Source organism: Xanthomonas campestris pv. campestris str. ATCC 33913, assembly GCF_000007145.1.
Taxonomy (GTDB): Bacteria; Pseudomonadota; Gammaproteobacteria; order Xanthomonadales; family Xanthomonadaceae; genus Xanthomonas; species Xanthomonas campestris.
The window spans coordinates 35,251-49,647 of record NC_003902.1 but is presented as its reverse complement, the minus strand read 5'-3'; the positions used below and the strand labels follow the sequence as shown (position 1 = coordinate 49,647).

The window sequence follows — 14,397 nt, the reverse complement described above, 5'->3', positions numbered from 1 at the left end:
CAGCGCAAGCTGCAGCGCGTCAGGCCGTGGCTACATCGTGCGAAGACGCATCTGCACTGCAGCGCACGGCTGAGATGCGTGGCGTGGCGCAATTCCTGCGGGCAATGGCATCAGCGCGTTGCGCTGCTCCGTCCTGGGTGCAGCGCAGTGATCGGCGGCACGCATGCCGCCGATCGCGTTGCTCAACCCAGGCGCCCCTGGCTGCGCAGCTGCGCGCCGATGCGGCGGATCTCCGCTTCGCCCTGGGCCAGGCTGGCCGCGTTGGTGTGCACCGAGTAATGGCCCATCACCAGATCGTGCGGATGCTTGACCGCCGAGCCGAGCACGAAGGTGGTCGGGCCAACCGCAGTCACCTCGATCGCCTGCTCGCCGTCCTTGAACACCGCCATGTGCCCGCTGGCGATGGTTTCGGCCGCCTCCAGCTGCCCACCGTGCACCGCGATCCAGGCCACGTCGTGGCCGGCCGGCGGCACGTAGCGCCAACGCTCGCCGTCGGCCAGCTGCACGCGGAGGTAGGTCATGTCGGCCGGTGCCGGGATCAGGCTCTGCGCCTGGCCATAGCGCCCCAGCAACACCCGCGCCGGGCCCACGCTGGGCACCTGCTCGGGCGACAGATACAGGCTTTGCGCCGGGGCGTTCTCCTCGGCGGCCGGCAGCGCCACCCAGAGCTGGAAACCCACCGCCGACGCGCCGCCCACCGGCATGCCGTCGTGCCAGACGCCGTTGCCGGCGCGCATCCACTCCACTCCGCCGGTGGGCAGGGTGCCGTGCTTGCCGGTGCTGTCTTCGTAGCCCACCTCGCCCTCCATCAGGTAGGTCAGCGTGGCGATACCCGAATGCGGATGCATGCCCATCGGCGCCCCGCCAACCGTCGGCTTGACGGTGAACAGGTCCAGGAACACGAACGGCTTGACCAGCTGGCCCAGGTCGCCCGGGCTCATCAGCCGGGTGATCGGGCCGCGACGGGTGCCACTGGTACGGAACACCACCGGGCGCGGCCGGGCGGCGGACGGCACGGTCGGCGCGCCCTGCGACGGCGGATCGGCGTGGAAGGAGGCCAGTTGTGCGTTCATGTCGGTTCCCCTTGGGGTGTTGGTGGAGCGGTCTGCTCCGGTGAGGGAAAGACTAGGCGCCGCCGCATTGATCGACTAGACGGAAGATTTGGAGTGAAGTCGTCCACTATTCGAAGTAATCGACTGGTTGCTGGCAGTGGCCAGCCGGCTTGGCTCTGAGCCGCCTAGATCGCAGCGCGCGTTGCGTCATTGCCTGCTGCGCAGCACATAGCGTAGGCATCTGTTGCAGTACGGTAGGGCCTTCGTGACGCTGGCTGCTGATAGCTGATGGCCGCCTCGCACCAACTGGAGCGGACAGCGGCAACGTATATGCGTCCTTCCGCGTTGCAAAGGAGGCTTGATCGTGCTGACCGCTGACTACTGATCGCGGCACGCTCCTCCAACTGGCTGTGACAGCAGCACATGCGAACCCGATGCCCCAACCAGCGCGCGACATCTGCTCAACGGTTCGCTACACGCGTCGCAAGCACCGGCGTCTTCATCCAATCCCCACAGCGCGGCCTTCACGCTTGCGGCCATTCTTCCCGCTGGAGATCGCCATGGTCCGCACCCTCGCCCCGCTTGCCGCCGTCCTGCTGCTGTCGGCGTGCAGCACCAACCAGGTTGCGCAGGTGCAGCCGATCGATGGCGTGATCTCCGGCCAGTGCCATACCGACAAAGTACGCGGCGCCGTGGGTCTGGCCGCCGCGGCGCAGACCGTGGAACGCGCCCGCGTGGATAGCGACAGCCTGCAGGTCAGCGTGCGCCGTGGCGAGCGCAGCACCGGCGGCACCACCGCCAGCGGCCTGGCCGACCCGGCCCAGGGCGCAAGCGAAACCGGCGGCGATCACCTCACCATCGAGACCGGCCCGAACGACAACATCACCGCCATCTATTGCGGCTGAGCAGGCCCGCACGCGCTTCGGCGCGCCATCGCCGCCTGGCGTCTCGCCAGCGCGGCGCATTCGCATACGTCTGCTGGGCGCCGATGGCATTGGATAAAGCCATGCGGCACAACGCGCGGACCATACGCATGGCGCATCGGTCCGAATTGCGTTGAAGCCACGCCGATGCGCGCAGGTTGCGGCCCTGCAGTTCGCCTGATGCCGATACGTTGAAGTGCTCTCCAAACGACCGTCGCGCACAGCAACGCTGTGCCACACGATCCGACAGGCGAAAATTGGCGCAGCGCCAGCAAGGCTGGGCTGCGGCATCGGCAAGCAGTGGCATCCGCATGCGCGCAAGACGGCGTGTCGCCCAACATGAGCAAGGTCTGGCTGCGAGCCGTTGTGGCAGCCGCTTGGCTCTTCCCGGTGTCTCCGGCAGCCACCCGACCCTTTCCGATGGTCCCGACCGTTGCCGGTCGCTAACGCATCGCGCCGGTATGCAACGCCACACAATGCCTACGCACATGCACATGCGACCGTGCGACGTCGCCGGCTGAGCTGTCGTCTAGTTGGCAGCAGCTGTCTTCTGCTGCCATCCACACTGCACATCCTTGCATGACCGAGCGTTCGCATCGCCCCGCAGTGCCCGTTGCCGCTCGCTCTGAAGCCCTGTCAGCAACCGCGCACAGTGCAGCGCCGTGACCAATGCGCGGATGCATTTCGCGACGTTGCTACTCCACAAAGACATCGCGCGCGCACTGAACGCACGCACCACCGCGAACACCCGCCCAGCCACAAACGGTTGAAAACATCCCACCGCCCGCGACAGACTGCCGGCGGACTCATCCTTGCGTGGATGCCTTGCGCGGCGTGCTGGCACACTGCATCCACAAGGTAGGCGGCAGGTGCCTGAGCCAGACTCTGCAACCGGTGTGAGGATTGATGGCGCGTTCGTACAGGACTTCATTTTTTCGCGAATGGATCACTGCGCCCGCATCGGTTGCGGCGATCCTTCCATCCGGGCGCGCGCTGGCCGCGGTGATCACCTCCGAGCTCTCGCATACCACCGAGCGGGTGCTCGAACTCGGCCCCGGCACCGGTGTGTTCACCGAAGCGATGCTCGACAGGGGTGTGCAGGAAAACAATCTGGTGCTGCTGGAGTACAACGCGGCGTTTTCCGCATTGCTCAAACAGCGGTTTCCCCGTGCCAACCTGCTGCAGATGGATGTGACCGGCCTGGAAGCACTGCCGCGCATCGACGGCGGGCGCGTGGATGCGGTGATCTGCGGCCTGGGCTTGCTGACCATGCCCATGCACCAGGTGGCGGCGATCGTGCGCGGTGCCTTCCTGCATCTCAAGGATGATGGCCGCATGTATCTGTTTACCTACGGATTGAAGTGCTCGGTGCCCGACTGCATTCTCGACCAGCTCGATCTGGAGGCCGTCAAAATCGGGCGCACGTATCGCAACCTGCCGCCGGCGACTACCTACCGCCTGCAGCGCCGTTCGTACGCCTGCTGATTCGCGCAATCCGGTCACGCACCGCGCGCACAACAGGTCGCGCGACAAACGCACAAGGCACCCGAAGCAATGCACACCGCCATCGCCTCGGCACCACGCCAGGACACGCGCCGCATCACGCTGCCTTGCGTGCTCCAGCCTTCGTGGTGGTCGGCCGCTTGATGGCACACTTGCTCGCACGCTTGGCTGGCTTGACCGATGTGGCCGAGGACTTCGCCGCTTTCACCACCTTGCGCACCTTGGCGCGCGAGGCGCTCAAGAACCGCAGCGTGGCCGCTTCCCATTGCCGTTCGCCGCGCACACCGGTGGCCAGGGTCTGCAACTCGCCAGCGCGCCAGCCTTCGAACACGCAAGGGTCGATGTAGGCTTTGCGGCAGACCGACGGCGTGTTGCCCAGTGCATCGGCCACCTCGCGAATGACATCGTTCTGCACCTGCTTGAGTGCCCGCTCGCTGCTGCGCTCGGGCACGGGCAGCCGCGCCAGGCGCTGCAACGCCGCCAGCGTGCCGCCCCAGGTGCGGAAGTCCTTTGCGGTGAAGTCCTCGCCCATCGCCTCGCGCAGATAGTCGTTGACCTCGCCCGAATCCACCGGCTGCAGCTGGCCGTCATCATCCTTGTACTGAAACAGCGACTGCCCCGGCAGCTGCTGGCATTCGCGGATCAGTTTGACCAGGTGCTTGTCGTCGACTTCGATCTCATGTTCTTGGCCACTCTTACCGCGGAACTTGAGCCGCGCGCGGCCGCCTTTCAGAAATTCCATGTGCCGGTTGCGCAGCGTGGTCAGCCCGTAGGAGCGATTGCTGCGCGAGTATTCGGCATTGCCCACACGCACCAGCGTGTCAGCCAGCAACGCCACCACGATGGCCAGTACTTTTTCACGCGGGAAGCCCGGCAGCAGCAGATCGCGGCGCAGCCGGCGGCGCAACTTCGGCAGTGCTTCGCCGAAGGCGATCACACGCTCGAACTTGCCTTCGCCCCGCACCTGCGCCCAATCGGCGTGGTAGCGGTACTGCTTGCGCCGGCGTGCATCGCGGCCGGTGGCCTGCAGATGGCCGTTGGGCTTGGCGCAGATCCACACCTCGGTATACGCCGGCGGAATGGCCAGCGCGCGGATCCGCTGCAAGGTGTCGGCATCGGTCACCCGCTGCCCGTCCGCGTCCCGGTAGCTGAAGTTTTTGCCAGCCTTGCGGCGGCTGATCCCGGGCTGCTGGTCGTTGACATAGATCAGGCCGGCCGCACGCGCGGTGGCCTTGGCCTGGGCCACCGCAGCAGCGGTGGTGACGGCGGCGGTGGCGGCCACCGCAGTGGTGGCGACGGTGGCCAGCTTGCCCGCGGTGCTGGCAGCGACGGCGGCATTGCGAATAACACGGTTGGCTTTCATGGCGCACACATCGGAAGGCTGGCGCCGATTGTTGGGCCGGGCCGGACTAGGCCGCGTCAACGTCATGGCAACGCAGCGTGCGCAAGCAATGCCTGCGGCGGCGTTTGTGCTTATGCTTGGGCCATCCCCCTGTGCTGGAGTCATCGATGAGGTTTGTCCTGCCTACCGCCCGCCTGGCCTGCACGCTGGTTGTGCTGGCCGCACTCAGCGCCTGTAACAAGCCGCAACCGGACGAGCAGGAAGCCGTCTCCGCCAAGGCGCAGCAAGCCGCCGAACAGGCCTCCGCCCCGGCACCGGCTGCCGCACCGGACGCACCGCCCATCGGCACCTGCGATGCCACCCAGGTGCAATCGCTGGTGGGTCAGCCCTTGACCGAAACCGTGAGCGAACAAGCCCGCAACGACGCCGGTGCCAAGGCGGTGCGTGTGCTCAAACCCGGCCAGATGACCACGATGGAGTTCAACGGCGAACGGCTCAATCTGGAAGTGGACGCCAAGAACATGATCACCTCGGTCCGCTGCGGCTGAGCACCCAGCAGGCCTGGCGCTCCCATCGGGCGCCAAGCCTGCTGGCACAAGGGATTCAGGCCGCTCTCGTTGCAGCTGTAACGGTGTATTGCGGCACCGCATCAACTGTGTTTTAGTCGATGATCCGGTGATCTCCTGCACCGCTCCATGGTCGAGCGGTGCAACGTCGTCGCCGTTTTTCCCGGATCGCAAAGAGGCAGACATGGCCCCCCGCACTCGCCAAGGGCTCGACGACTACGGTCTCTACAACAGCGCGCGCGACGAACGCGACGCCTGTGGTTTTGGCATGGTCGCGCAGTTGGACGACCAGCCTTCCCGTTCGCTGGTCGATACCGCGATCGCTGCGCTGTCGCGCATGACCCACCGTGGCGGCGTGGCCGCCGACGGGCTCACCGGCGACGGCTGCGGCCTGCTGATCCGCAAACCCGACGCTTTCCTGCGCGGGCTGGCCCGCGATGCCGGCATCACGCTAGGCACGCGCTATGCGGCCGGCGTGGTGTTCCTGCCGCTGGACGAGGCCGATGCGGCGCGCTGTCGCAGCGAGCTGGAAACCCAGCTGCAGATTGCCGGCGTGCAGTTCCGCGGCTGGCGCGTGGTGCCCACCGATGACAGCGTGTGCGGCCAGCTGGCCCGCGACACCCTGCCGCGCATCGAGCAAGTGTTTGTCGATGCCGGCGTCGAGCAGACCGAAGACGGCTTCACCCTGGCGCTGTTTCTGGCGCGCCGCCGCGCCGAGCAGGCCTTGCGCGAGGTGGACAACTTCTACGTCACCACGCTGTCGCCCAATGGCATCAGCTACAAGGGCATGGTGCTGCCGGACAAGCTGAGCACGTTCTACCCGGACCTGCAGCGCAGCGATCTATCATCCAGCGCGATTGTGTTTCACCAACGTTTTTCCACCAATACGCTGCCGCGCTGGCCGCTGGCGCATCCGTTCCGCCTGCTCGCCCACAACGGCGAGATCAACACCATCGAAGGCAACCGGCGCTGGGCGCAGGCGCGTAGCAAGGTGTGGCAGACGCCGCGCTTTGACATCGCCGAATTCGACCCGGTGATCTCCATGCATGGCTCCGATTCGCAGAGCCTGGACAACATGCTGGAGCTGCTGATCGCCGGTGGCATGGACCTGCTGCAGGCGCTGCGCATCCTGGTGCCGCCGGCGACCCAGTCGCTGGAGTTCAAGGACGCCGATCTGGCCGCGTTCTACGAGTTCTACGGCCTCAACACCGAGCCGTGGGACGGCCCGGCCGGCATCGTGGCCTGCGACAGCCGCTACGCGGCCTGCATGCTCGACCGCAACGGCCTGCGCCCGGCGCGCTGGATGCTGACCTCCGACCGCCATTTCCTGGTGGCTTCCGAGGCCGGCGTGTGGGAATTGCCGGCCGAGCGCATCACCCGCAAGGGCAAGCTGGGCCCGGGCGAGATGATGGCGATCGATCTGAAGCGCGGCGACCTGCTCGATTCCGATGCCATCGACCGCATCAACCGTGCGCGTGCGCCCTACAAGCAATGGCTGCAGCAGGGCGTGACCTACCTGCAGACCGAGTTGATCGACCCGTCGCTGGTGGAAGAACCCTTCAGCGAGCAGACCCTGCGCAGCTACCACAAGCTGTTCCAGCTCAGCACCGAGGAAGTGGAGCAGATCCTGCGCCCGCTGGCCGAGACCGAGCAGGAAGCCACCGGCTCGATGGGCGACGACACCCCGATGGCGGTGCTCAGCCGCCAGACCCGGCCGCTGTACGACTACTTCCGCCAGGCGTTCGCGCAGGTCACCAACCCGCCGATCGACCCGCTGCGCGAAGGCATCGCGATGTCGCTCACCACCCAGCTCGGCAAGGAGACCAACATCTTCCATGCCGGCGCGGAAACGGTGAACCACGTCATCCTGAATTCGCCGGTGCTCAGCCAGCGCAAGCTGCGCCAGCTGCTGAAGATGGAGCAGTACGTTGCGCGTAATCGCCTGATCGACCTGTCCTACAGCGTCGAAGAAGGCCTCAAGGCCGGCCTGGAACGCATCTGCCAGGAAGTGGAAGCCGCCGCCCGCGATGGCGCGGTGATGCTGCTGCTGTCCGACCGTTACCCGGTGCCGGACCGCCCGATGGCGCATGCGTTGCTGGCCACCGGCGCGGTGCATCACCACCTGTGCAAGGTGGGCCTGCGCTGCGACGTCAACCTGATCATCGAAACCGGTACCGCGCGCGACCCGCACCACATGGCGTGCCTGCTCGGCTTCGGCGCCACCGCGGTGTACCCGTACCTGGCCTACCAGACCCTGTTCGACCTGGGCCGCCGCGGCATCCTGCAACTGAGCAAGGGCGGCGAGCAGTCGCAGATCGGCCGCCGTTACCGCAAGGGCATCTACAAGGGCCTGTCCAAGATCATCTCCAAGATGGGCATCTGCACCATCGCCAGCTACCGCGGCGCGCAGTTGTTCGAGATCGTCGGGCTGGACCCGGACGTGGTGGAGCTGTGCTTTACCGAAACGCCGGCGCGCATCGGCGGGGTAAGCCTGTCGCGGCTGGACACCGAAGCACGCGAGCTCACCGCACGCGCCTGGAACGACCAGCTCAAGCCGGAAGTGGGCGGCCTGCTCAAGTATGTGCACGGCGGCGAATACCACATGTACAACCCGGACGTGGTCATGACGCTGCAGCGCGCCACCCGCACCGGCGATGCCAGCGATTGGCAGAAGTATGTAGATGCGGTGCATTCGCGCCCGGCCTCCACGCTGCGCGATCTGGTGCAGCTCAAGCGCGCCGACACGCCAACCCCGCTGGACGAAGTCGCCCCGGCCGCCGATGTGCTGCGCCGTTTCGACACCGCCGCGATCAGCCTGGGCGCGTTGTCGCCGGAAGCGCACGAAGCACTCGCCATTGCGATGAACCGCCTGGGCGGGCGCAGCAATTCCGGCGAAGGCGGCGAAGACCCGGCCCGCTACGGCACCGAGAAGCGCTCCAAGATCAAGCAGGTGGCCTCCGGCCGTTTCGGCGTGACCCCGGAATATCTGGTCAACGCCGAGGTGCTGCAGATCAAGGTCGCCCAGGGCGCCAAGCCCGGCGAAGGCGGCCAGCTGCCCGGCCACAAGGTCAACGAACTGATCGCCCGGCTGCGCTACGCCAAGCCCGGCATCGGCCTGATCAGCCCGCCGCCGCATCACGACATCTATTCGATCGAAGACCTGGCCCAGCTGATCTATGACCTCAAGCAGGTCAACCCGACCGCACTGGTGTCGGTGAAGCTGGTGGCGCATGCCGGCGTCGGCACGATTGCCGCCGGCGTGGTCAAGGCCGGCGCCGATCTGATCACCGTGTCCGGCCATGACGGCGGCACCGGCGCCAGCCCGGTCAGCTCGATCCGCTATGCGGGCGTGCCGTGGGAGCTGGGCGTCGCCGAGTCGCACCAGGCGCTGGTGGCCAACGACCTGCGCGATCGCACCATCCTGCAGACCGACGGCGGCCTGAAGACCGGCCTGGACGTGGTCAAGGCCGCGTTGCTGGGCGCCGACAGCTTCGGCTTCGGCACCGCGCCGATGATCGTGCTGGGCTGCAAGTACCTGCGCATCTGCCACCTCAACAACTGCGCCACCGGCGTGGCCACGCAGGACGAGCGCCTGCGCGCGAACTACTTCACCGGCCTGCCCGAACGCGTGGAGCATTTCTTCCGCCTGCTGGCCGAAGAAGTGCGCCAGTGGTTGTCGTACCTGGGCGTGCGTTCGCTGGACGAGATCGTTGGCCGCACCGATCTGCTGGAACAGCTCGAGGTCTCGCCGCGTCCGGGCGTCAAGGTCGATCTGTCACGCCTGCTCACCCATGCGCAGTACGACGGCAGCCATTGCGCGGCCCAGCGCCTGTACGAATCGCCGGACAGCCTGGCCACGCAGATGGACGGCCTGCTCGCCGATGCGATCGCCAACAAGACCGGCGGCGACCACCGCTTCCTGATCCACAACACCGACCGTTCGATCGGCGCGCGCCTGTCCGGCACCATTGCGCGGGCGCACGGCAACCACGGCATGAGCGATGCGCCGTTGAACCTGCGCTTCCGCGGCACCGCTGGGCAAAGCTTTGGCGCGTTCAACGCCGGTGGCCTGCAGCTGGAGCTGGAAGGCGAAGCCAACGACTACGTCGGCAAGGGCATGGCCGGCGGCCGGCTGGTGGTGCGCCCACCACGCGGCGCACGCTTTGAAGCGCGCAACACCCCGATCGTGGGCAACACCTGCCTGTATGGCGCCACCGGCGGCGAGCTGTTCGCAGCCGGCCGCGCGGGCGAGCGCTTTGCGGTGCGTAATTCAGGCGCACTGGCGGTGGTGGAAGGCGCCGGCGATCACTGCTGCGAATACATGACCGACGGCGTGGTGCTGGTGCTGGGCAAGGTGGGCCTGAACTTCGGCGCCGGCTTCACTGGCGGCCTGGCCTATGTGCTGGATATCGAACGCGACTTCGTGGACCGCTACAACCACGAGTTGATCGACATCCACCGCGTCTCCGCCGAAGGTTTCGAAAACCATCGCCAGCACCTGCACACACTGATCAGCCGCCACCGCGAGCTGACCGGCAGCATCTGGGCGCAACAGATCCTCGACGAGTTCCGCGACTACATCGGCAAGTTCTGGCTGGTCAAACCCAAGGCCGCCAGCATTGAGTCGTTGACCGAGTCGCTCAGGCGAGCGGCGTAGCCGCCGCCGGGAATCGGGAATAGGGACTCGGGAATTGTAAAACTGGTTCCCCGCCCTTCTTCCCGTTCGTCGCGACCCGCTGTTCCGATTCCCCATTCCCCATTCCCGATTCCCAGCCCCTATGAGCCGCAAGCAAGCCTTCCAATTCCTTGACCTGCCGCGGACCATGCCCACGCGCATCCCGGTGGAGCTGCGTACGTCCGGTGACTGGGGCGAGTTGTACGGCAAGTTCGACAAGGCCGACGCGCAGTACCAGTCCGGCCGCTGTCTGGATTGCGGCAACCCGTACTGCAGCTGGAAGTGCCCGGTGCACAACGCCATTCCGCAGTGGCTGCAGCTGGTGCAGGAAGATCGCATCATCGAGGCCGCCGCGCTGTGCCATTCCACCAACCCGCTGCCGGAAGTGTGCGGGCGCGTGTGTCCGCAGGACCGTCTGTGCGAAGGCAGCTGCACGCTGGAAGAATTCGGCGCGGTCACCATCGGCGCGGTGGAAAAGTACATCGTCGATACCGCCTTCAGCATGGGCTGGCGCCCGGACCTGGGCAACGTGCAACCCAGCGGCCACCGCGTGGCCGTGGTCGGCGCCGGCCCGGCAGGCCTGTCCTGCGCGGACCGCCTGGTGCGCGCCGGCATCGAAGCGGTGGTCTACGACCGCTACGAACAGATCGGCGGGCTGCTGCAGTTCGGCATTCCTAGCTTCAAGCTGGACAAGTCGGTGATCGGCAAGCGCCGCGAGATCCTGGAAGGCATGGGCGTGCAGTTCCGCCTGGGCGTGGAGATCGGCAAGGACGTCAGCATCGAACAGTTGCTCGGCGAATACGACGCCGTGTTCCTGGGCACCGGCGCGTACCGCTACACCGACGGCGGGCTGGACGGCCAGGACCTGAAGAACGTTTTGCCAGCGTTGCCCTTCCTGGTGCAGAACAGCCGCATCGTCAGCGGCAACGACCCGCACGGCCGGCCGATCGCCGGCTGGGAAGACCAGATCGCCCTGCCCGACCTCAACGGCAAGCGCGTGGTGGTGCTGGGCGGCGGCGACACCGGCATGGACTGCGTGCGCAGCGCCATCCGCCTGGGCGCGGCCAAAGTCACCTGTGCCTACCGCCGCGACGAATCCAGCATGCCGGGCTCGGCGCGCGAAGTGGCCAACGCGCGCGAAGAAGGCGTGCGCTTCCTGTTCAACCGCCAGCCGCTGTCGATCGAGTCCGGCGCCGACGACGAAGCCATCGGCGTGACCGTGGTGGAAACCAAACTCGGCGAGCCCGACGCCAGCGGCCGCCGCAACGCGGTGCCGGTGGAAGGCAGCGAATCGTTGCTGGAAGCGGACGTGGTGATCATCGCGTTCGGCTTCTCGCCGACGGTGCCGGAGTGGCTGTCCTCGCAAGGCGTGGAGGCCGGCAGCAACGGTCGCATCGTCGCCCCGGCCGAGGGCAACGGCCGCCTGCCCTACCAGACCAGCAACCCCCGCCTGTTCGCCGGTGGCGACTGCGTGCGCGGCGCCGACCTGGTGGTCACCGCCGTGGCCGAAGGCCGCGATGCGGCCGGCAGCATCGTGCAGCTGCTGGGTGTCAAAGCGCAGGTCAAGGAGCCGGCTGCGGCGTGAGCGTTCGCTAACCAAAGATATGATCGCCCCTACCGTCAAAGGGTATGGTGACTCTGGCGCTGAGTCGTTCGACGATTACTACGCTCGATGGCCGAAACAGCTCAGTAATTTTCCACAATGTCGTCGAAAGCTGGGTCCACCGGCATTGGCAGGAGTTCGAGCGCGATTGGCTGAATAGGTCAATCGATCAGCTCGTCTTTGCGCAAGCTAACCTAACCAATGCAGAAATCATGCACATTGGCCACTTCGACGAGTGGCTAGAAACCCTCGATTACTGGGGAGACGAACTCTTCCGGGACCAGATTCGCAGAAGTACTTGGCTGGCGACATATATGCTGACCAACGGCACGTCGCCCGTCCCAATTATAGTTGCTGCAAACTCATCAGGCTTGATGCATCCAAAAGGCGCAACGATGCGTTCAAATCAACTGATAGAGGGCCATATGCGTCTCGCATATCTAAGGGGCATGATTCGCCAAAACCATACCTCTCTAAGGCAGTCTCATCTGGTATGGCTACTGTCGCTGCCGAACAGTCCATTTAATTACTAATCTTTGCTCGATGACTTACTTGAGGCTCTCGGCTATATGGTTGTCTCTAACATCCTACTACGTACATTTTTCATCAAAGCGGAGGCATATGGCACTGCTTTTACTTTAGAAATTGATGGAGAAGAATTTCTGGTACTGCGCGCCACCTCCTTAGTCAGGAGCATCAAGAATTTCAAATTCTGGTCTTCCATGACGAGAAGTGGCAGAGCTTAAATGCTCAGGTCGTTGGACATGGCAGGGGCGAAATAGACATTTCAGTCCTTAGGTTACCGCAACGCCTCAGTCCGGCTGGCTATCCTGTAACGCCAACCATTGCGGGCCTTGCTTGGGGGCAAGATATATACTTCCTTGGATTTCCATACAAGATGTGGGGAAACGTTGGGAATTTAATGGGTGGCATGCCATGTCCGTATGCGAAGAAAGGTACCGTTTCTTCATACCAGCTCGATGACCCGCAAATTCTCCACATAGATGCCATTAACAACGAAGGATTTTCTGGAGGCCCACTATTCTTTTACCCTGCTGGCAAGCCCGAAGAAGTTCGCGTCGCGGGTGTCGTCTCCAAGTTTCGCGTTGAATATGAGAATGTTATTGATGAGAACGGTGAACCTACAGGAATGACAGTGCCTTACAACACTGGATTCTTAATTGCGTATGGATCTAAGTACATCTTAAGTATCATTGCGACTTATAGGAAATCTAGAAGCTCATTCAAGACAAACTTGCCGGCTAATTGATTTCGGTGAGTTCCTTCGCAGAGCTGCAAGTATTTTTCGTCGCCTTAAACTATGAGCGACTTAAGAACGATCTAGTAGCTAGCTATTCAAGCATTAATTGCCTAATCGCGAGATTGTGCCAAACTGCAAGTAAACTGCGGCGTAGATAGATATTCCTTCAGCCCTAGGTCAACTGACCACCGTTGACCAACGCCTGCGTCATAAGCGACGCAAGCGGTGGCATTACACCTGCTACAACAGCGATCAGGCCGCCTTGGCCAGCGTGTCCATATCAATTACGAAGCGGTACTTCACGTCGCCCTTGAGCATGCGCTCGTAGGCCTCGTTGATCTGGTCGGCGCGGATGGTTTCGATGTCGGAGACGATGTTGTGCTTGGCGCAGAAATCGAGCATTTCCTGGGTCTGGCGGATGCCGCCGATCAACGAACCGGCCAGCGTGCGGCGCTTCATTACCAGGTTGAACACCGCCGGTGACGGATGCGAATGTTCGGGCACGCCCACCAGCACCATCGCGCCGTCGCGCTTGAGCGCATTGAGGAACGGGTCCAGGTTGTGCGGCGCGGCCACGGTGTTGAGGATGAAATCCAGGGTGTTGTACTGCGCGGCCATCTGCGCCTCGTCCTTGGAAATGACCACTTCACTGGCGCCCAGGCGCAGCGCATCGGCGCGCTTGCTTTCGGAGGTGGTGAACAGCACCACGGTGGCGCCCATGGCCTTGGCGATCTTCACCGCCATGTGGCCCAGGCCACCCAGGCCGACCACGCCCACCTTCTGCCCGGGGCCAACCTTCCAATGCGCCAGTGGCGAATAGGTGGTGATGCCCGCGCACAACAACGGGGCCACGGCGGCCAGGTTGTCGCTGTGGGAAATGTGCAGCACGTACTTCTGGTCCACCACGATATGGTCGGAGTACCCGCCATAGGTGTTCTCGCCGCCGCCAAACATCGGGCCGTTGTAGGTGCCGGTGAAGCCCTGTTCGCAATATTGCTCCTCGCCTTCCTGGCAGGAGGCGCAGCTGCGGCAGCTGTCGACCATGCAACCCACACCGGCCAGGTCACCGACCTTGAAGTTGGTCACGGCGCTGCCGACGGCAGTGACGCGGCCCACGATCTCGTGGCCCGGCACCGAGGGATACACCGTGTTGTGCCATTCGTTGCGTGCGGTGTGCAGGTCCGAGTGGCACACACCGCAGTAGGCGATGTCGATCTGCACATCGTCGGGACCGGGCGCGCGACGTTCGAAGACGAACGGCGCCAGCGGCTGGTCGGCGGTTTGGGCGGCGTAGGCGTGGGCTTTGCTCATGGGAATACTCCAGGGGACGGAAACGCCGCCCGCGCAGGGCGCAGACAGCAAAAAAGTAGGTGCGTTAGCTTAGGACACCGCTCCGTCGCACTCCTGCGACAGTGCGTCTTGCCAGTCGGCTTGCGAACTCGACCGTGGCGCCAGCATGGCGCTTTGGACGT

10 protein-coding genes are annotated in these 14,397 nt (G+C 64.6%); 7 read left to right on the top strand and 3 right to left on the bottom strand.

Annotated features, from left to right (window positions below; translation table 11 throughout):
* Positions 1–182 precede the first annotated feature (182 nt).
* Positions 183–1,073: a pirin family protein gene (locus XCC_RS00195; protein ID WP_012436882.1), complete on the bottom strand. Its 891-nt coding sequence runs from the start codon at positions 1,071–1,073 to the stop codon at positions 183–185.
* Positions 1,074–1,612: 539 nt separating this feature from the next.
* Between XCC_RS00195 and XCC_RS00190 the strand changes: the two genes are divergently transcribed.
* Together XCC_RS00190 and XCC_RS00185 are read left to right on the top strand one after the other, a co-directional pair.
* A complete protein-coding gene (locus XCC_RS00190; RefSeq protein WP_012436881.1) occupies positions 1,613–1,957 on the top strand; it encodes a hypothetical protein in 345 nt (114 codons plus the stop codon).
* A gap of 924 nt (positions 1,958–2,881) precedes the next feature.
* Positions 2,882–3,460, top strand: a complete 579-nt coding sequence (locus XCC_RS00185) for a class I SAM-dependent methyltransferase (RefSeq protein ID WP_011035293.1) — start codon at positions 2,882–2,884, stop codon at positions 3,458–3,460.
* 115 nt (positions 3,461–3,575) lie between these two features.
* Here XCC_RS00185 and XCC_RS00180 read toward each other — a convergent pair whose 3' ends face one another.
* Complete coding sequence (locus XCC_RS00180) at positions 3,576–4,907, bottom strand: DNA topoisomerase IB (protein ID WP_012436879.1); 1,332 nt, start codon at positions 4,905–4,907, stop codon at positions 3,576–3,578.
* An 80-nt stretch (positions 4,908–4,987) separates the two neighbouring features.
* Here XCC_RS00180 and XCC_RS00175 point away from each other — a divergent pair, with 80 nt between their 5' ends.
* From XCC_RS00175 to XCC_RS00155, 5 genes are all read left to right on the top strand, one after another.
* The gene (locus tag XCC_RS00175) at positions 4,988–5,368 is read left to right on the top strand and encodes an I78 family peptidase inhibitor (RefSeq protein ID WP_012436878.1); all 381 of its coding nucleotides are present in this window, start codon (positions 4,988–4,990) and stop codon (positions 5,366–5,368) included.
* Positions 5,369–5,570: 202 nt separating this feature from the next.
* On the top strand, positions 5,571–10,043 hold the full coding sequence (gene gltB, locus XCC_RS00170; RefSeq protein ID WP_011035290.1) for a glutamate synthase large subunit: 4,473 nt from the start codon (positions 5,571–5,573) through the stop codon (positions 10,041–10,043).
* Between the two features lie 121 nt (positions 10,044–10,164).
* The gene (locus XCC_RS00165; protein ID WP_011035289.1) at positions 10,165–11,646 is read left to right on the top strand and encodes an FAD-dependent oxidoreductase; all 1,482 of its coding nucleotides are present in this window, start codon (positions 10,165–10,167) and stop codon (positions 11,644–11,646) included.
* A gap of 44 nt (positions 11,647–11,690) precedes the next feature.
* On the top strand, positions 11,691–12,197 hold the full coding sequence (locus XCC_RS00160; protein ID WP_011035288.1) for a hypothetical protein: 507 nt from the start codon (positions 11,691–11,693) through the stop codon (positions 12,195–12,197).
* A gap of 125 nt (positions 12,198–12,322) precedes the next feature.
* Positions 12,323–12,934, top strand: coding sequence for a S1 family peptidase (locus XCC_RS00155; RefSeq protein ID WP_080506171.1), 612 nt, complete (start codon positions 12,323–12,325; stop codon positions 12,932–12,934).
* A gap of 243 nt (positions 12,935–13,177) precedes the next feature.
* Here the strand turns inward: XCC_RS00155 and XCC_RS00150 are convergent, their stop codons facing one another.
* Positions 13,178–14,236: an NAD(P)-dependent alcohol dehydrogenase gene (locus tag XCC_RS00150; RefSeq protein WP_011035287.1), complete on the bottom strand. Its 1,059-nt coding sequence runs from the start codon at positions 14,234–14,236 to the stop codon at positions 13,178–13,180.
* Between the last annotated feature and the right edge of the window lie 161 nt (positions 14,237–14,397).

Bases quoted from the DNA above. Each gene is read 5' to 3' on its own strand.
- gltB (WP_011035290.1), top strand. From the start codon at position 5,571: ATGGCCCCCCGCACTCGCCAAGGGCTCGACGACTACGGTCTCTACAAC.
- XCC_RS00195 (WP_012436882.1), bottom strand. From the start codon at position 1,073: ATGAACGCACAACTGGCCTCCTTCCACGCCGATCCGCCGTCGCAGGGC.
- XCC_RS00185 (WP_011035293.1), top strand. From the start codon at position 2,882: ATGGCGCGTTCGTACAGGACTTCATTTTTTCGCGAATGGATCACTGCG.
- XCC_RS00150 (WP_011035287.1), bottom strand. From the start codon at position 14,236: ATGAGCAAAGCCCACGCCTACGCCGCCCAAACCGCCGACCAGCCGCTG.
- XCC_RS00190 (WP_012436881.1), top strand. From the start codon at position 1,613: ATGGTCCGCACCCTCGCCCCGCTTGCCGCCGTCCTGCTGCTGTCGGCG.
- XCC_RS00175 (WP_012436878.1), top strand. From the start codon at position 4,988: ATGAGGTTTGTCCTGCCTACCGCCCGCCTGGCCTGCACGCTGGTTGTG.
- XCC_RS00160 (WP_011035288.1), top strand. From the start codon at position 11,691: ATGGTGACTCTGGCGCTGAGTCGTTCGACGATTACTACGCTCGATGGC.
- XCC_RS00165 (WP_011035289.1), top strand. From the start codon at position 10,165: ATGAGCCGCAAGCAAGCCTTCCAATTCCTTGACCTGCCGCGGACCATG.
- XCC_RS00180 (WP_012436879.1), bottom strand. From the start codon at position 4,907: ATGACGTTGACGCGGCCTAGTCCGGCCCGGCCCAACAATCGGCGCCAG.